Origin of the sequence: Oceaniovalibus sp. ACAM 378, assembly GCF_008085915.1 — a bacterium.
Classification (GTDB): domain Bacteria; phylum Pseudomonadota; class Alphaproteobacteria; order Rhodobacterales; family Rhodobacteraceae; genus Oceaniglobus.
Map to the genome: position 1 here is coordinate 134,348 of NZ_VSJK01000011.1, position 18,114 is coordinate 152,461.

Annotated in this window: 15 protein-coding genes; 5 read left to right on the forward strand and 10 right to left on the reverse strand. The window is 59.9% G+C overall.

The features are described from left to right. Positions 1–334: 334 nt before the first annotated feature. The 4 genes from FQ320_RS16055 to FQ320_RS16070 all read left to right on the forward strand — a co-directional run bounded on the left by FQ320_RS16055 (position 335) and on the right by FQ320_RS16070 (position 4,618). Positions 335–1,609 carry an ABC transporter substrate-binding protein gene (locus FQ320_RS16055; protein WP_148474029.1) on the forward strand — a complete coding sequence of 425 codons (1,275 nt, stop codon included), beginning with the start codon at positions 335–337 and terminating at the stop codon, positions 1,607–1,609. 77 nt (positions 1,610–1,686) lie between these two features. Further along, positions 1,687–2,622, forward strand: coding sequence for a carbohydrate ABC transporter permease (locus tag FQ320_RS16060; protein ID WP_148474031.1), 936 nt, complete (start codon positions 1,687–1,689; stop codon positions 2,620–2,622). Between the two features lie 2 nt (positions 2,623–2,624). Continuing rightward, positions 2,625–3,515: a carbohydrate ABC transporter permease gene (locus tag FQ320_RS16065; protein WP_187393923.1), complete on the forward strand. Its 891-nt coding sequence runs from the start codon at positions 2,625–2,627 to the stop codon at positions 3,513–3,515. Beyond that, positions 3,512–4,618, forward strand: a complete 1,107-nt coding sequence (locus FQ320_RS16070; RefSeq protein WP_255509542.1) for an ABC transporter ATP-binding protein — start codon at positions 3,512–3,514, stop codon at positions 4,616–4,618. The genes FQ320_RS16065 and FQ320_RS16070 overlap by 4 nt, the downstream gene beginning before the upstream one ends. A gap of 123 nt (positions 4,619–4,741) precedes the next feature. Here FQ320_RS16070 and tkt read toward each other — a convergent pair whose 3' ends face one another. The 8 genes from tkt to FQ320_RS16110 form a co-directional block, all read right to left on the reverse strand. Next, on the reverse strand, positions 4,742–6,748 hold the full coding sequence (tkt, locus tag FQ320_RS16075) for a transketolase (protein WP_148474035.1): 2,007 nt from the start codon (positions 6,746–6,748) through the stop codon (positions 4,742–4,744). A gap of 188 nt (positions 6,749–6,936) precedes the next feature. Beyond that, positions 6,937–7,776: a 5-deoxy-glucuronate isomerase gene (iolB, locus tag FQ320_RS16080; protein ID WP_148474037.1), complete on the reverse strand. Its 840-nt coding sequence runs from the start codon at positions 7,774–7,776 to the stop codon at positions 6,937–6,939. Next, on the reverse strand, positions 7,773–9,689 hold the full coding sequence (gene iolC, locus FQ320_RS16085; RefSeq protein ID WP_148474039.1) for a 5-dehydro-2-deoxygluconokinase: 1,917 nt from the start codon (positions 9,687–9,689) through the stop codon (positions 7,773–7,775). Before iolC ends, iolB begins: the two co-directional genes overlap by 4 nt. Before the next feature lie 313 nt (positions 9,690–10,002). Beyond that, positions 10,003–11,034, reverse strand: coding sequence for a carbohydrate kinase family protein (locus FQ320_RS16090; RefSeq protein ID WP_148474041.1), 1,032 nt, complete (start codon positions 11,032–11,034; stop codon positions 10,003–10,005). A 72-nt stretch (positions 11,035–11,106) separates the two neighbouring features. Then, positions 11,107–12,099 (reverse strand): hypothetical protein, encoded by a 993-nt coding sequence (locus FQ320_RS16095; RefSeq protein WP_148474043.1) that lies wholly within the window; start codon positions 12,097–12,099, stop codon positions 11,107–11,109. A 39-nt stretch (positions 12,100–12,138) separates the two neighbouring features. Then, complete coding sequence (locus tag FQ320_RS16100) at positions 12,139–12,936, reverse strand: ATP-binding cassette domain-containing protein (RefSeq protein WP_148474045.1); 798 nt, start codon at positions 12,934–12,936, stop codon at positions 12,139–12,141. Continuing rightward, positions 12,936–13,964: an ABC transporter permease gene (locus FQ320_RS16105; protein ID WP_148474047.1), complete on the reverse strand. Its 1,029-nt coding sequence runs from the start codon at positions 13,962–13,964 to the stop codon at positions 12,936–12,938. The genes FQ320_RS16100 and FQ320_RS16105 overlap by 1 nt, the downstream gene beginning before the upstream one ends. Positions 13,965–14,043: 79 nt before the next feature. Beyond that, positions 14,044–15,081 carry a sugar ABC transporter substrate-binding protein gene (locus FQ320_RS16110; RefSeq protein ID WP_148474049.1) on the reverse strand — a complete coding sequence of 346 codons (1,038 nt, stop codon included), beginning with the start codon at positions 15,079–15,081 and terminating at the stop codon, positions 14,044–14,046. A 150-nt stretch (positions 15,082–15,231) separates the two neighbouring features. On the opposite strand from FQ320_RS16110, the gene FQ320_RS16115 reads away from it, so the two are divergent. Continuing rightward, positions 15,232–16,362, forward strand: coding sequence for an ROK family protein (locus FQ320_RS16115; protein ID WP_187393924.1), 1,131 nt, complete (start codon positions 15,232–15,234; stop codon positions 16,360–16,362). A 192-nt stretch (positions 16,363–16,554) separates the two neighbouring features. On the opposite strand, the gene FQ320_RS16120 is transcribed toward FQ320_RS16115, so the two are convergent. Both FQ320_RS16120 and FQ320_RS16125 read right to left on the reverse strand, forming a co-directional pair. Continuing rightward, the gene (locus FQ320_RS16120) at positions 16,555–17,658 is read right to left on the reverse strand and encodes an alpha-hydroxy acid oxidase (RefSeq protein ID WP_148474053.1); all 1,104 of its coding nucleotides are present in this window, start codon (positions 17,656–17,658) and stop codon (positions 16,555–16,557) included. A 74-nt stretch (positions 17,659–17,732) separates the two neighbouring features. Further along, positions 17,733–18,083: a RidA family protein gene (locus FQ320_RS16125; protein ID WP_148474055.1), complete on the reverse strand. Its 351-nt coding sequence runs from the start codon at positions 18,081–18,083 to the stop codon at positions 17,733–17,735. Positions 18,084–18,114: the final 31 nt, after the last annotated feature.

The window sequence follows — 18,114 nt, forward strand, 5'->3', positions numbered from 1 at the left end:
GTTGGTTTCGGCGGGTTGGCGGTAAGAGAGGGCAGGGGGGCGACCGCCGGTTTGCAACAGGATGCCCATCGCGCAGATTTGCCGGAATTTTAGGGGCGATTTCCTGCGCGAAAGTTGCACATCCTGCCAAGGACGCGATTGCCACCGCAACCGAACTTCAAACTATGACGAGGTCTCCACCAACAAGCAAAATGTTTTTACTCAATCAAATCAATGGATTATTTAAGTTGACTTGACGTAAACTTCCATCCTAGCCTTATTTTGATCGGGGCGGCGCCCGGGAGGGACTTTGCGGCGCGGACCGGGGCAGCGTACCATCTGGGAGGGAAACAAGATGATAACAAGCTTCATGACACGGGCCGGGGTCCGCAGTGCGATCGCGGTCGCCATTGCATGCACGACATTGGCAGCAGGGCAGGCCGAGGCGCAGGATCGATCGCTCAAGGTCTGGTTTGGCCGGCAGAATTTCATCCCGGAAGACGAGTTCGCAAAATTCCGCGAAGAAAACCCCGACATTGATGTCAAATTCGAGGTCGTGCGGCTGGAGGATGTGAATTCACAGCTGATCCTGGCACTGCGCTCGGGCAATGCACCTGACATCGTCCAGATCCATACCCGCGACGTTGAACAGCTTGCGCGGGGCGGTGTGGTCAAGGACTTCACCCATATGATCGACGAGATGAAGACGCGCTTTCCCGAGACCTATGCGCAACTTGCTCCACTGGCTTGGGAGGGCGCATCGGATTCTGCGGGTGCGATCTATGGCGTCGCGCTTTATGCGCAGTCGATCTATCTGACGTATCGCACCGATCTATTGAAGCAAGTGGGGATCACCCCGCCGCTCAAGACCACCGACCGCGTCCTTGAGGCGGCCAAGGCGATTGGCGAACTTGGCGGCGAAACCCGCGGTTTCAGCCTTAACGGCTGCTGCGTCAGCCCGACGTGGGAACTGCCGCTGTTCCTGTCGATGGGCGGGCAGATGGAGAACGGTGTCCCGCAGATCGATTCCGAGATCGGGCGCGAGTGGATCTCGTTCTATCAGGAACTGATGCAATCGGGCGCGGCACATCCCGATACGCCTTCATGGGATTCCGGCCAGATGCGCGCGGCCTTCATCGGCGGCCGGGCCGCGATGATGAACGAGGGCGAACATATCTATGTCGAGGTGCACAAGCAGATGCCCTATGAAGACGGCAACTGGGCGTTTGAGGCTTTGCCAACCCGGCCCGGTCAGACCGAACCGCAAGTGCAGTCGGGCTTTGCCTTTCCATTCATTGTGACGACGGCCAACGAAGACGAGGAAGCGGCCATGCTGGCGCTCGAATACCTGTCGCGGCCTGATTATGCCAAACAGGTTGCGATTCGCTATCAGCCCACGACCAACATGGCGGTTGCCAGCGATGCGGAATACCTTGCGGCGAAACCCTGGGCCGAGGATGTCTCACCGCTTTCTTCGAACCTGGTGTCGCTGCCGACGCATCCGACCAAAGCGATCCAGGTTTACGATGTGATCGAGGAATTGCGCGACCGGATGGTGGCGGACAACAAGGCCGATCCGGCGGCTTTGGCGACTGAGTTCCAGAAAAAACTCGACGCTGTGGCGAACTGAATATTGAAGGGCGGCCATTGCTTTGGCCGCCCTTCTTTCGCGCCTGAAGCCACATCTCTCGACCACAGGATCAGATCATGACGTCTGTTGACGACAGTCCAGAACTGCCCCCATTGCCGCGCGATCGAATGGCCGACTTCAAGGAAGGCGTCGTTCCCTATCTGTTTGTTGTGCCAGGACTTTTGCTGGTTTTTGGTATCCTTGGATATGCTGTTGTCGGCGGCGCGATCCTGTCGCTGAATGAAACCGACATGTTTCTCAACAAGACCTTCGTGGGGCTTAAAAATTACCGGGACGTTTTCAGCGACCCCCGTTTTATCAATGCCTTGTGGCGCACGTTGCTTTTCGTCGTCGTGTCGATTGCATTGGGGATCGGGATGTCGATGATCTTTGCCCTCACGCTCTATCGCGTTACCCGGGGCAAGCGGTTTTTCCGGGGGCTGAGCCTTGTGCCCTATTTCGTGTCCGGCGTGGCCACAGCGGTGATGTTTCGCTTTATCTTTACCACCAGCGGCGGTTTTGCGAATTCGGTTTTGTCCGCTCTGGGCCTGCCGACGCCTTCCTGGCTGGGCGATCCGGCGCTGGCGTTTATGGTCGCGGTGCTGGCCAACTGCTGGTTCATGGTGCCGTTCGCCACCTTGATCCTGTTGGGCGGGCTGCAAACCATTGACCGCGAGATCTATGACTCGGCCAGCATCGATGGCGCTTCGGATTTTGCCGTGTTTCGTCGGATCACCCTGCCGCTGATCAAGCCGATGATGGGGGTCAGTCTGATCTGGGTGACCTATATCTCGTTCAGCACATTCGACATCATTCTTGCCCTGACCGCAGGCGGGCCGCAGCGCGCGACCGAACTGCTGTCGATCTATATGTTCGAAACCGCATTCCTTGAGCTTAACTTTGGCGCCGGTTCGGTGCTGATGATGGTGCTGCTGGCGTTCAATACCGCACTCAGCGTTCTGTATCTCAAGGTCTTCGTAATGGGCGACCACCGTCGAAAGCTGGAAAAATGAGCATGACCGGACCTTCCTCGAAAAAGTCTGGCGCTGGCCGGTCGCGCACTGGCCCGGTTCGCGACTGGAGCGGTCGTTTCGGACGCGCCGCGCTGATCGGTATCCCGCTTGCCGTGCTGGTTGTCTGGACGTTGACACCGATTGTCTGGGCGGTTCTCGCTTCACTCAAGGAACCGCTGGAAATTTACGAATCCAATGCGTTGCTCCCGGCGAATCCGACGCTTGCTGCCTATCGCAAAGTGCTGGCGATGGACGGATTTGGGCGTTGGCTGTTCAACAGTGCACTTGTCACGGTGGTGGCGACCTTTGTGCCGCTGACGATCAGTGTTCTGGCCGCCTATGGTTTCGCGCGCTACGCTTTTCGGTTTCGCCACGTTCTGCTGTTGCTCTATCTGGTTCCGCGGATCATTCCCCGCGTCAGCCTGATTGTGCCGCTTAACAGCCTGATGAGCGATCTGGGCCTGATCAACACCTATTGGGTGCTTTTCATCACCTATTCTGCCAGCGCCATCCCATTGGCCACATGGATTCTTGTCGGTTTTTTCGCCTCAGTCCCGAAGGAAATCGAAGAGGCGGCAACCATCGACGGTGCGAACATGTGGAACCGGCTGCGCCGTGTGATGATCCCGATTGCCTGGCCCGGAGTTGTCACTGCGGGCGTGTTGTGCGTGCGCGAGGCGTGGAACGAGTTCGCTTTCGTTCTGGCGCTGGTCAACGAATCCACCATGCGCACCTTGCCCTATCAGCTTTATGTTCTGAAGGACGCAATGGGTGTGCAGGACTACGCCGTTTACAATGCTTTCACTGTTCTGACGATCCTGCCGCTTCTTCTGGTCTATCTGCTTTTAGAGCGACGGGTGGTGGACAGTATCGTGTCGGGATCCGTTAAATGAGCCACGACCAAAAAGGAATTCGTATGGACGCGCCGTTCGTCGCCCTCCAAGATTTACGCAAGAGCTTTGGCACGACCGATGTCCTGCACGGCATTAACCTTGAGATTCCGCAGCATGCTTTTGTGGTTCTGGTCGGGCCCTCTGGCTGTGGCAAATCCACCCTTTTGCGCATGATAGCCGGGTTGGAAAAGATCAAACACGGCCGGATTGTCATCGACGGTGAGATCGTCAACCGGGTCCATGCCAAGAATCGCGGCATCGCGATGGTGTTCCAGAACTATGCGCTTTATCCGCATATGTCGGTGCGCGAGAATCTGGCTTTCAGTCTGGAAATGCTGAAAACCGAGACGTCCGAGGTCGAACGGCGCATCAAGACCGCCGCCGATATTCTCCAACTTGAACAGTTGCTTGATCGCCTGCCCGCGCAGCTTTCCGGTGGGCAACGGCAGCGGGTGGCGATGGGGCGCGCACTTGTCCGCGAGCCCAAGCTTTTCCTTTTCGATGAGCCGCTTTCGAACCTTGACGCCAAGCTACGGGTGGAGATGCGCGCGGAAATTCGCGCCCTGCACCAGCGGCTGGAAAGCACCACGATCTATGTCACCCATGATCAGGTCGAGGCGATGACCATGTCCGACATTGTGGTCGTGATGAATGCCGGGCGCATCGAACAATCCGGACCGCCGCTGGAGCTTTATGACCGACCGGCGACCGAATTCGTGGCGGCCTTCATGGGATCGCCGGCGATGAACCTGTTGCGCGGTCGTGTCGTCCGTGCCGATGGTGCCCCGGCGGTCGATGTCGGCGAAGGGCTTTTTCTGCCGTTCGATGATCGGGCCGGAGTGCGCGAGGGGATGGAGGTTGTCTATGGACTGCGCCCCGAACATCTGGCGATTTCTCCTGACCCGGCGTCCGGCCTGATCGGCGAGGTGGCGCTGGTCGAGCCGGCTGGATGGGAGACGCATCTGCATGCCGATATCCATGGCCGACGGTTCCGCGCCATTTCGACCGAGCGTCTTGACGTCACACCGGGCAGCAGAATCGCCCTGGCACCCGACCCGACGCGCGTTCACCTGTTTGACGGCTCCAGCGGCGCGCGGCTGTAGGTGCGATTTCCCTTGCCGCACCACGCCGCAAGCGCGCGGGTGTTAATCGTCTGGGCGGGCCTGCTCGTGGTGATCCGATGATCTGTGTCACCGGATCGCCATAGATCCACAGACTGCCGGAAATCAGGCGTGCGGCCGGCTTTTCGCCAAGGCGCCGCGTATCGCTTCGGCGACGGCCTCGGGGGTGAAGCCAAAGTGGTTCAGCACATCTGCGGCAGGGGCCGAGACACCGAAACTGTCGACGGACAGGATGATGCCGTCACGCCCGACATAACGCTCCCAACCCATGGGTGACAGCGCCTCGACCGCCACGGCGACGGAGTCGCGCGGCCCAAGAACGCCATCCCGCCATTCTTTCGGCTGGTTGTCGAAAAGACGCCAATTCGGCAGCGAAACGACGGCTGTCGCAACACCTTCGGACTCCAGCGTTTCGCGCGCCTTGGCGGCCAGTGCCAGTTCCGATCCGGTGGCAAAGATCGTTGCTTGGCGCGGTCCGCTTGCCTCTTGCAACACGTAGCCGCCGCGCGCTGTCAGATTCTCGTCGCTGTCTTTGCGCAGGATGGGAAGCGGATTGCGCGAAAGGCAGAGCACCGTCGGCGCATGGGCATCGTTCAGTGCCAGTTCCCAGCTTTCCAGCGCCTCGATCATGTCGCCGGGGCGGAAAACGTTGAGTTTGGGCGTCGCGCGCAAACCCGCCAGATGTTCGACGGGCTGGTGGGTCGGGCCATCCTCGCCCACGGTGATGCAGTCATGGGTCATCACGAAAATCTCGCGCTGTTCCATCATCGCGGCAAGCCGTACGGCGGGGCGGGCATAGTCGATGAAGCACAGGAAGGTGCCGCCAAACGGAATGAACCCGCCATGCAGCGCGATGCCGGTCATGAAGGCCGCCATTGCGTGTTCGCGAACGCCATAGGGAATATAGCGCCCGCCATAGTCTCCGGCGCAAATCGCGCGGGCCTGTTTCGGCCAGGTTTGGGTCGATCCGGCAAGGTCTGCCGAACCGCCGACCAGTTCGGGCATGACCTCGAACAAGGCTTCCAGAACCTGCGAGGATGCCATCCTTGTGGCGATATCGGGTTGGCCGACGGCCGCACGCCGCAGGTCACGCAGGACGCCCGCCGCTGCTTTCGGCAGATCACCCGCGATACGGCGGCGAAATTCGGCCCGGTCGGCGTCTGGGGCGGCGTCGAGCCTTTCGCGCCATGCGGTGTTTGCCTCCGCCCCAAGGCGACCGGCGCTGCGCCAGGCTGCGACCACCGGTTCGGGGATTTCGAAGGCACCATGCGGCCAGTTCAACAGGTTTTGCATCGCGGCACGGTCTTCGGCACCGATTGCGCCGAAATGTGCGGCGGGCTTGCCCTGTTTGGCGACCGAGCCACGCCCGATTACGGTTTTGCACGCGATCATCGAAGGACGTGGATCGTTTTTGGCCGCAAGCAGCGCAGCCTCAACAGCGCTTGCGTCATGGCCATCCACGGTTTCGACATGCCAGCCTACCGCCGCAAAGCGGGCTTGCTGATCCTCCGATGTGGCGTGGTTGGTTTCGCCGTCGATGGTGACCGCATTGTCGTCAAACAGCAGGACGAGCTTGCCCAGCTGCATATGCGCGGCAAAGGTGATTGCCTCCTGACTGATGCCCTCCATCAGGCAACCGTCACCGGCCATGACATAGGTGTGGTGATCGACCAGATCATCGCCGTATTCCGCGTTCAACATCCTTTCGGCAAGCGCCATTCCGACGGCATTGGCGATGCCCTGACCAAGCGGCCCGGTGGTTGCTTCGACCCCCAGCAGTTGTTCATATTCCGGATGGCCAGCGGTCTTGACCCCAAGTTTGCGGAAATCCCTGATATCCTGCAACGAAATATCGGGATACCCGGTCAGCCACAGCAGGCCATACAGCAGCATCGAGCCGTGACCCACCGAGAGCACAAACCGGTCGCGGTCTGGCCATTGCGGATCGGCTGCGTCGTATTTCATCACCTTGGTAAAGAGAACCGATGCGACATCGGCCATGCCCATCGGCATTCCCGGATGACCGGATTGCGCGACTTCAACGGCATCAACGGTCAGAAACCGCAGGGCATTGGCCATTTCATCAAGCGAGGTTTCGTTGAGGTCAAGCATGGTGGGTTCTCCCGTCCTATATTGTCGCATTTTCCTGATTTGCCGCGATATGAAGATCAGCCGGGCAAGAGCTTGAAAGAACGGCGTTTGCCTGACCAATGTACCGGCTGATGCGGCAACTTTGGCGTGGTGCAACCGGCAGACCGATACCGCAGCTATATCCGTGCCCCCTTGGCTGTTCGCGGCGCTTAAGGGCTGTCGCCCGCGTCGCGCTTTGCCAGCCAGTCGAAATCCGGGTGATTTGCAAACCGCCATTTGCGCAGCGGGCCTGCCATGACGTTCAAATAATACATGTCAAAGCCATAGGGCGCGCCGCAGGGGTGATGCCCGCGCGGAACCAGAACGGTGTCACGATCGGCAACCGACATGGTTTCGTCCAGCGTGCCATCTTCGGTAAAGACCCGCTGCACCCCGAAACCCGCCGCAGGGTTAAGCCGGTGGTAATAGGTTTCTTCCAGATAGGTCATGCGCGGAAAATCGTCTTCGTCGTGGCGGTGCGGTGGATAGGACGACCAATGACCCTGAGGGGTGAAAACCTCGGTCACCAACAGGCTGTCGGCAACGTCGCGATCTTCCATTGCGATGGCGTTGACATGGCGCAAGTTGGTGCCTTTGCCACGGTCTTGGGTGGCAATTCCGTCTGGGCCGATGATCGCGGCAGGCCGCCCGCCCGGTGACGGCGCGGTGCAGACCGCCAGTTCGCAGGCCCCCTGTGCGCGTGCCTCCCAAGTCTCGTTGGGGGGCAGGTAGACCGCATGGGGCAGGCCGCCGTCAAAGACACTTGCCCGGTCGCCAAGCAGGCCGAAATCGGCGCTGGCGCAGGAAATTTCCACTTGTCCCTGAATGATGACAAGAATGGTTTCACGCGCTTCTTCGCAGCCTTTCGCGACCTCCTGATCGCCAAGCCGCCACAGATCGAATCCCACATATCCCCATCCCGCGCTCTCGGGGGTGATATGGTGGACGCGGCCGCTCGAGCCTTGGGGGCGGCGCAGCAGGTTGGGTGACGGTTTTGTCGTGTTGGTCATGTGGTTTCCCTCTGAACTTGCGAAGCATTGCGGGCGGCATCCCATTCGCCCGATAGCCGGGCAAAAGCGCCGGACATTGCTGCGATTGCCGTCTCATCGTCGATCTGCCCCGCAAACCACCGTTCGGCAGTCGCTCCAAAGATCGTGCGCCCGACGGCGAACCCTTTGACAAGAGGCTGGCAAGCGGCGGCGGTGAAACTGGCGGTGAGAACCGATTCCTCTTCACCAAGACCCAGCACCACGACTCCACGGCAATGGGGATCATGGCCCGAGATCGTGTTGCACACCCGTTGCCAGTCCTGTGCCGATTGCAGCGGCGCCAGTTTCCACCAATCCGGCCAGACGCCAAGTTCGTAGAACCGGTCGATGGCCCGCGCGGTGATCGGCCCGCTGGCTGAATCGTTGCCCGGTACGATGATTTCCAACAACAGATCCAGCCCGGATTGGCGCGCCGCATCTGCCAGCCGGATGATGCAGGCCTCTTGTTGCTGCTTCAGGTCATCGGGATCGTCGGGGTGATAGTGACACAGAACCTTGACCGTATGATCCACCGGCCACTCGATCAGCGCCGAGCCAAAATCCGGCCCGATCTCAAGCTCCAGCGGGCGCGATGCAGGTACTTCGACCGGGCGTCCGATCCAGAGCGGCGTTTCTGCCGCCGCATGCAGCGCCGCGCGACCAAGCCGATCGTCGCAAAGAATGCCGTAACCGTCGCGCCCGTCGGCAACCCGCAATGCCGCCGCAAGGCACAGCTGCTTGAACTCGGGGATACGCGCAGCTGGGGCACCGGTGGCCTTTGCCAGAGCCTCGAATTGTGACCTGTGATCAAAGGCGAAGGCGCGCAGCGTTGGCCATTCCTTGCGGCGCAGGGTCGACCAATGGATCTGCTCCAGAGCCGGATCATGACGAAGTGCCGGATCGGTGATCGGCGTTGCCAGAAAATATTTCAGTTCCGACAGGCTGGGATAGGCAGGCGCGCAGCCATGCCGCGAGACGGCCAGCGCACCGCATGCATTGGCATAGGTCAGCGCGGTTTCCCAGGTTTCGCCCTCGATCCAGCCCTTCAGCAGCCCGGCCATAAAGCCATCGCCCGCGCCCAGCACGTTGAACACTTCGACCGCGAACCCCTTGCCATGAATCCCGGCATCCAGAGAGTCAGGGATCGCGCCGTCGAATACGGTCGCACCCATGGGGCCCCGCTTGCAGACCAGAACCGCGTCACACAATCCGCGCACCCGGCGCAACGCCTCCAGCGTGTCGGTGGTGCCACCGGCGATGTGGAATTCTTCTTCGGTGCCGACGATCAGGTCGAACAGGTGCAATGTCGATTGCAGTTTGGCGGTGACGGCGCCGCTTTCCTGATACCGCGCTTCGCCCGTGTCATGCCCGCCAAGCCCCCAGAGATTTGGGCGGTAATCGATGTCCAATGCGGTTGCACGGCCAGCGTTCCGGGCAATGGTCAGCGCCATGATCACGGCGGCCTCGGTCCGGGGATGCGACAGATGGGTGCCTGTGGCAACGGTGGTTCGGGCAGAGGTGATGAACTCTGCGTCGATATCCTCTTCGCACAGCGCCATGTCGGCGCAATTCTCACGCAGGAAAATCAGCGGAAAACGGTCCTCATCACGGATGCCAAGCAGGACGAAGGCGGTCAGTCGTTCGGGATCGGTGATCAGGCCCCGGGTTTCGCATCCCTCACGCTCAAGCTGTTCGCGGATGAACCGACCCATCGCCTCGTCCCCGACGCGCGAGATCAGCGCCGAGCGCAGGCCCAGACGCGCAGCACCGATGGCGATGTTGCACGGCGATCCGCCGACATATTTGCGAAAAGAGGTCATGTCTTCCAGACGGCCGCCGATCTGCATGCCGTAGAGATCAACCGATGAACGTCCGATGGTGATAAGGTCGAGCATGGATTTCGGGTTCCGTTCTTTTTAGAATGAACAGGTCTTCTTTAGGATGGAGTGCATTTCGGGTTTTTGCCGGGTCAGCCCGCAAGTCGGCCTGATCGTCGTCATCGCGCAGCGTTGCACCTGTGCCGCCTCTGCTGTCTGCGCCGAGGTCAGGAGAACCGGATTTCCGCCCGAATGCATGATGATAGACGCGCGCGGCTCTGCGACAATCCGGGGGGTATTGCGTGTTTCAACAGCGCGCCGCAGCACCATGATTGAGTTCCTTTTGCCTGCATGGAAAAAACCAACGCTCCTTGCCCGAGGTTGGCGTTTCTCAGGTCTCGATCGGCGGATTCCACCCGGACTGCTCGGCCAGTTTCAGGCACTCTTGCATGGTAACCATGGCGCCATAGGTATCAACCGACCTTAGCGAAGCAGTGGCGGAAGCGTGGGCCAACCTTAACGAGGCGGCAAGCGAAAGTTCTTTGTTCAAGCCACAGAAAAATCCGGCCGCAAAGGCGTCGCCCGCGCCATTCGTCCCGACGATTGTGTCGGGCTGCACGTTCACTGAGGGCTGGGTGGTCAACTCTCCGGTGTCACGGATTGCAACCGCGCCTTCGGGAAAATGCACGACCACGAGTTTCATCCGGCCTTGGGCCAGAACCAACCGCGCGGCTTCGATCACCGCCTTGATCCGGGTTCGCCCGTCATCCGAGAGGGTATCCACCTTGGAAAGAGCGCCGATCTCATAGTCGTTGACGACCAGATAATCCAAGTGCTCAAGACAGGGGGTGACGGTCTGGCGGATCGCCTCGGGCGAAATTGTCATCACCTCCATGTTGGTCTGAAAGCCTGCGGCGCGGGCTTTCTTCAGGACCGTGACCCATCCGTTCGGATCTCCGTCCCAGGGGGCGTCAAGAATCTTGTGGGTGCCGGGCAGGCCGAGGTGGAAAAGCCCCGGAGCGAGTCCGGTGAAATCAAAGTGGTCGGGGGTCAGGTGATCGCTGGATTCAGCCTCGAACACATGGGTGCGCTTGCCATTGTCACGCGCGGTAAACGCCATGGTGCGGTGAGTGGTCAGGCCGGGATCGACATGGAAACGGTGTGCATCGATCCCATGTTCCCGGCAGACGTCGGCCAGAAAATCGCCGTCCGCATCTGCACCGCGCAAGCTGATGGTGGCGACCGGAACGTCGGGCGCAAGAATACGCATATCGACGGCAAAGTTGCAGGCCGACCCGCCGCCGCGCCGAAGCGTGGACTGGATGCGGGTCGCACTTTCTTCGCGTGGCCATGACGGGACCGTTATGTTGTAGTCGACACACCAGGTTCCGCCGGTGACGAACCCGTTTTGCAGTCCTGCCATCAGTCTGTTTCCTTCGCTTTCAGATATCGCGGGGCGCGGCGATCCAACCGCGCGCGCCCCACCGCTGCCGGATCAGGCAGCGGCCTGCAAGACGGACTCGGTGATCTTCATGTCGTCTTCGAGCGGGCGTGTCGGCGTGATTCCTTCGCGATCAAGGGTGGCGTGATATTCGCGCACCGCCTGTTCGGACGTCAGTTCGCCATCTGCGACCCCCCGCATCATCCGCACCATCTGTTGCGGATGGTCGGCCAGGTTGATCTTGCGCCCGAACAGCGCGACCCGTGCGCCAAACCTTTCGACCTGGGCGATCAACTCAAGACAATCCCGCGTGGTGCCGGCCCCGCCACCCAGAACGCCAACCACGACCGACGGGTCATAGGCTGCAAGTTCCTGCAAGGCATCCGGCCCGTTATAGGCGATCTTGAGAAATTCGGGACGTTCGGCCGAGGTCAGCCCGGCAAGACACCGCATCATGGCGTCATTCACATAGCCGGGCACATCGGCCGGATCCATTTTGATCGCTACGTTTGGATTGAAGACTTCCAGAAAGTATTTGAAATCGTTCTTCAGCGCATCTTCGCGAAACTTTGAGAAGGCTTCCAGCGAGGCGTAATCGGCATCGAGATCGTTGTTGAAGGTGATTGAGTAAAGCCCGAGATCACAGCCCATGGCCTTGACGCGGGCGAGGTCCGCAGAGCGGAACGGGCGGGAAGGCTGCGCGGCATATTCAGCGCCGCGAAACACCCAGATGTCAGTGGTGTCATTCGCCCGGATCGCCGGTTTCACCTTGCTGGTCTTGAACACACCACGCTTGGACAGGGCCTCGTGGTTCGACACCGAAGTCAGCATGATATCGACGACATCCTGCTCGACGATGGCCTGCACCTGATCAAGAAATTCAGGTCGCGTCTTGAAACCATCGGTGCTGCCGTCTTTTGCCCGGCGCGGACCGCAGGCTTGGATCGAGGGCCCCATGTCCCCGTCTTTGGCGTCGGCGATGATAAAGTCGCCCTTGGAGTATTTTCCGGCCCTGATACGGGACAGTTTTTCATCGAGTTTGTACATTCTATTTCCTTTGAGAAGTTGAGAAAGATGTGCGCGCTGTCAGGCGGCGGCGTCCGGGGGCGGTTCCATCGCGCCGGTCATGATCGCCACGGCGTCCGACATCGTGATGTCCGACGGGCGGACCTGAGCGATCCGCCGCCCCAAACGATGGACATGGACGCGGTCGGCCAGTTCGAACACAAGCGGCATGTTGTGACTGATCAGCACGATGGAAATCCCGCGCGCCCGCACGTCCCGGATCAGTTCCAGAACCTTGCGGGACTCTTTGACGCCAAGTGCTGCCGTCGGTTCATCAAGGATAACAACCCGACTGCCAAAAGCACAGGCCCGCGCCACCGCGACACCCTGACGCTGGCCGCCTGACAGGGTTTCGACCACCTGATCGATGTTCTGGATCGTTGCCAACCCGAGATCCGACAGGTGTTTGCTTGCCTCCGCCCGCATTCGGCGGCGATCAAGCGCCCGAAAAATCGTGCCGCGCAGGCCGGGTTGACGGTATTCGCGCCCAAGGAACAGATTGTCGACGATCGTCAGCGCCGGAGCCAGAGCCAGACCCTGAAACACCGTTTCAATGCCTTGTTCGCGGGCTTCCATCGGGCTGGCGAAATGCACTTCTTTGCCGTCAAAGACAATCTTTCCCGAATCCGGACGCACCGCACCGGCGAGCGCACCGATCATCGACGATTTTCCTGCGCCATTGTCGCCAATGACGGCCAGAATCTCGCCCTCGTAAAGGTCGAAATCCGCACCGTTCATCGCGACCACCCGACCATAGGATTTATGCAGGTTGCGCGCTGAAAGCAGCGGAGGTTTCGTACGATCCACAGAAACGGACATCAGTTCGATATCCTCCTGAGCCATTGGTCAAAAGAAACCGCGGTGATGATCAAAAGGCCGACGGTGAATTCCTGCCACAGCACGTCCAGCCCGGCGAGGGCAAGGCCGTTGCGAAAGAACCCGACGATCAGGGCACCGATCAGCGTCCCGATGATCGACCCCCGCCCGCCAAACAGGCTGGTGCCGCCGATGACCACTGCGGTGATTGAATCCAGATTGGTCATTTCGCCGCCAAGCGGACTGACCGCACCGATCCGCCCGATCATCAGCCATCCCGCAAAGCCACAGATCAGCCCCGCGATAAGATAGACTGACATGAGCACGCGCTTGGTGTTGATCCCCGACAGCCGCGCCGCCTCCTGATCGCCGCCGACTGCGTAGATATGGCGGCCAAAGGCGGTGCGATTGAGCATATACCAGAGAAAACCGGCAAGCATCAGCATCATGATCGATCCTGTGGTCACCCTTGCGGCGCCAAATTTCATTGCCTCGCCGCTCCATTGCAGGAATTCAGCGCCAGCCTCGATATCCCGCTGGGCAATGGTTTCGCCGTTCGAGAAGTATTGGACCATGGCGCTGAACACGCTCCAGGTGCCAAGCGTGACGATGAACGGCGGCAGGCGGATATAGGTGACGAAAATCCCGTTGAACCAGCCGCAGAGCCCGCCAACGCCGATCCCCAGCAAAAGCGCGATTTCCGGGGGATAACCCAGCGTCACCGCCAGTTTGCCCATGGCCACAGAGCTGAGGATCATGATTGCGCCGACCGACAGATCGATCCCCGCGGTGAGAATGATCAGCGTCTGGGCCAAGGCAACCGTGCCGATGATCGTGACCTGCTGCAACACAAGCGACAGGTTGAACGGGTGAAAGAACCTTTCTCCGACCACGAAGGAGAAGATGATCAATCCGATCACCAGAACGAACAGCGGAATGATCGTCGGATTGGCGTGAAGGTGGTTCAGAATCCGACGTGAAAGTGCGGATCGTCCCGTGGCCGCCCCCGGGAATTCGATTTCGTCTGCCATTTTCGAACCCTGCTTTGGTATCAAGCTGCGTCAAGAGGGGTGGTGCCGGCCACGCCACATGGGCATGACCGGCGGTCTGTCAGCCCCAGCAGAGTTCGAGCGCCTCCGTGCTGGTGATCGACTCGATACCCTCAACCGGATTGTCGGTCACCAGAGTGACACCGGTGTCGAAGAACTCGAGCCCTTCAGTCACCTCAGGCATGGTGCCATCCTTGGCGAACTGAGCCACGGCCTCGACGCCAAAGGCCGCCATGCGGAGCGGAAACTGCATCGAGGTTGCCCCGATCACCCCATCGGCGACGTTGCGCACACCCGGGCAGCCGCCATCGACCGATGTGATCAGGACGCTGCCGTCATCTTTGCCGGCTGCCTTCAACGCTTCCCATGCGCCTGCTGCGGTGGGTTCGTTGATGGTATATACAACATTCAGGTCGAAATCCTTCTGAAGCAGCGTTTCCATGCCTTCGCGTCCGCCGACTTCGGATCCTCCGGCCATGAAGTGACCGACGATCCGTTCATCGGTTTCGTCGCCGCGGCGGTCAGGGTTCATGATGTCAATTCCGAAACCCTCCATGAAGCCCTGATCCCGCAACACATCGACAGTGGGTTGGCTTTCATGGGCGTCAAGGAACGCGATTTTTGCGTTGGCAGCACCGTCGCCCATCGTGGCTTTGGCCCAGGCTCCGATCAGGCGCCCGGCCTCGAAGTTGTCGGTCGCAAAGGTGGCGTCGGCAGCATTGAACGGGTCAAGCGGCGTGTCGAGCGCGATGACCAGGATACCCGCATCCCGTGCCTTCTGGATCGTGGGGACGATCGCCTTGGTATCGCTGGCCACCATCAGGATGCCCTTTGCACCCGCCGAAATGAGGTTTTCGACAGCCGTCACCTGAGTGTCATTGTCGCCGTCGTATTTGCCGGCAAAAGCCTGAAAATTGACGCCCAGTTCATCGGCCTTTTCGGCGGCACCTTCGCGCATCTTCACGAAAAACGGGTTGGTATCTGTCTTGGTGATCAGTCCGACCAGAACCGAGCCATCCTGTGCGCTGGCCGCGGTGCATCCGATTGCGATCGCCGCGACCGAAACACTGTGTCCCAGCCATCTCTTGATATGTGTCATTTAATTTCCTCCCATGGATCGACTTTGCCTGCGTAAGCCGATTGCGCAACATCATCAGCGTTATGTCAATAAATTTCTGATTTCCCTTAACTTCTGCATAAACACATGCAAAAGGAGGAGGCAGCGTCACATCGGATCAATCAAAGCTGCATGACAAATACATTAAGAACCGAGATTTACCGCCTGATCCGCAACGGCAACGGGCAAACAGCAGGGGCTATCGAGTCTCTGACCGAACGCTCACGCGTTACCGTCTCGCGGCGGTTGGCCGAGCTTTTGGAGCGCGATCTGATCCGCCATTCGGATCGGGCGCCGTCATCGGGTGGGCGCCCGTCGCGCATTTATCGAATCAACCCGGATTGGCGAAACGTCATCGGAATTGATGTGGGCGAACGCAAAAGCCGGGTGACACTGTTCGATCTCGAATGCCGTATGCTTGATGAACGCATGCTTGAAACCGATCTGACCCGTCCGGCGGATGAAACGATTGCCCAGCTTGTATTGGCGTGCCGCGCACTTGTCGAAAGCCCGCTGCGCACTGGCCCCGTCGTTTCGGTCGGCCTCGCGTTGCCCGCGCCGATTGACTATGGAAAAGGGATGGTGGCGTCTCCCTCGATCCTCTTTGGTTGGGAAAAGATCGCGATCCGGGAGCGGCTTGAAAAACAACTCGGGCTGTCCGTCGCGCTGGACAACGATGTCAATCTTATGTGTCTGGCGGAACATCGGCTGTATTGGCCCGATTGCCAGGATCTGATTTTCGTCAAGGTCGGCACCGGCATTGGCTGCGGAATGATCATGCACGGTGAACTTCTGCGGGGGGCGGTCGGCATTTCAGGAGATATCGGCCATATTCAACATACCCCCGAGCCGTATCAACTGTGCCGCTGTGGCAAGACGGGGTGTGTCGAAGCCCACGCCGCAGGTTGGGCACTGGCGCGCAGTCTTTCGGCGGATGGCCATGACTGCATCGATGCCAGAGACGTCATGGCGCTGTACCGCGCGGGGCATCCTGAATGCCGAAAGCTGGTGAACGAAAGCAGCCGCGCTTTGGGCACGGTTTGCGCCGATCTGGTCGCGATCCTGAATCCCGCCATGCTGATCATAGGTGGCGTCCTTTCAGAGGCGGGAGAGGCGATGCTTGCCGGAATACGCGAGAGGATCTACCAGCGGTGCCTGCCGCTCGCGACAAAGCGGTTGGATATCAAAAGCGCACGCGGCGGCGACAGACTGGGCGTGACCGGTGCCGCAATTCTGGCCATCGGACACATCACGCTGCCTTAACAAGAGCGGGAATCGTTAGCAAATGGTCGCGGCGGTCTTGGTTCCAGCGGAACTGCGGAAACGGAGACTGCCAGAAAAGGGATGCGCCGCTGGCCCCCGCAGCCCGTCCCCCATCGTCACGTCAGCCCCGTTCGCCCTCAGCCGATAGGCTGATATTTGCGTCCATCGCACCGGCGCCGGGGATAACAACCTTTATGGTCGTGTCTGGAAAACGTCAGGTGAAAGGTCTGCGACGGTTGAACAGCCCAGATGGCCGAGAGTGGTCCAGAATTCGTCTTGCAGCAGATCAAGAACGCGTTCCACACCTGCCTGACCATCCGCCGCAAGGCCCAGGGCACAGGCCCGGCCAAGCGCCACCGCATCGGCCCCCAGTGCCAGCGCCGTCGCAATATCGCTGCCCCGGCGAATTCCGCTGTCAAAGATGATCGGCACATCGCGGCCGGCCTCGTCGCGCACGTCGGCCAGCGTGGTGATAGCGGCTGGTTCGCGGTCGATTGTACGCCCGCCATAGTTCGAAACATAAAGACCCATCGCACCCGCCTTCAGCGCGGCGCGTGCCCCACTGCGACTGGTCACCCCTTTGACGATACAGGGCAGCGGGCTTTCTCGGATAACCCTTGCGGCCGTCGCCCAATCCCATCTGGGTTTGGTGAAATCCAGAAGCTCGCGCATCATCGCCTGATCCGATTTTCCGGGGCCGAAATTCGACGGCTTGCCGGCACCGGGCATGGAAAAGCGATCCTCCATCATCCGTTCACGCCACTGTCGGATAGGAGAGTATGTGGCACAGATGTATTCATACCCCGCGTCCTTGGCGCGGTGGATCATGTCGATCACATGGTTCTCTTCGCCGCAGAATGTCATCTGGAAGATCACCGCCGCCTCCGAAGCAGCGCGCACATCTTCCAGCGAATGACCGGCGGCCACGGGAACCATCTGGCGAATACCCCCCGCCTGTGCGGCGCGGCCAACGGCCAACATCCCGTCGGGATGAAACAGGGTCTCACCGCCGCCGAAAGGTGCCGTGAATGCGGGGAAGGAAAGGTCGTACCCCAAAACCGTTGTTTTTGTATCAGGGTTCGAGATTCCGGCGAAAAGCGGCGCCTCAAAAAGGTAGTCGTCAAATTTGGCGATATTGGCGCGTGCGGTGACCTCGTCGCCCGTGCCGCAATGCATGTAGTTCCAGACGCCTGCCGAAAGGTTCTGCTTTGCCGCGGCATGAATACCGCGAAGCGACGCGAATTTTTCGTGCGTTGCATATCGGTCGTCGCGGCGAACTTCTTCGGTGTCGGTCATGGAAAGCTCTCGGATATCAGGCAGGTGCGGCGCATCCGACACTCAGCCGGGCGCGCCATTTTCAAAGGTACAGATCAATCAACCGCAGCGGTGACGACAATCTCGATCAATCGACGTGGATCGCCAAGGTCAGCGCCGCCGATGGTTGCGCGGGACGGCATGTGTTGTTCCTCGAGCCACTCGACCCAGACGGAATTCATGTCGGACTTGCCAGACATATCCGAAAGGTAAATCCGGGCGTGCAGGATGCGGGTCTTGTCGCTGCCGACTTCGGCCAGCAATTTATCGAGCTTGTCGCAAATCTGGCGGGTCTGGCCCGCCATATCCTGATCAATGTCACTTGCCGCGTGGCCAGCGGCATACAGCACGCCGTTATGTGTGACGCCCGCGTGCAATGTCGGTCGTTGGGTATAGCGTTTGATCATGTCATTTTCCTTGACGTTTGTGAGGCCACAC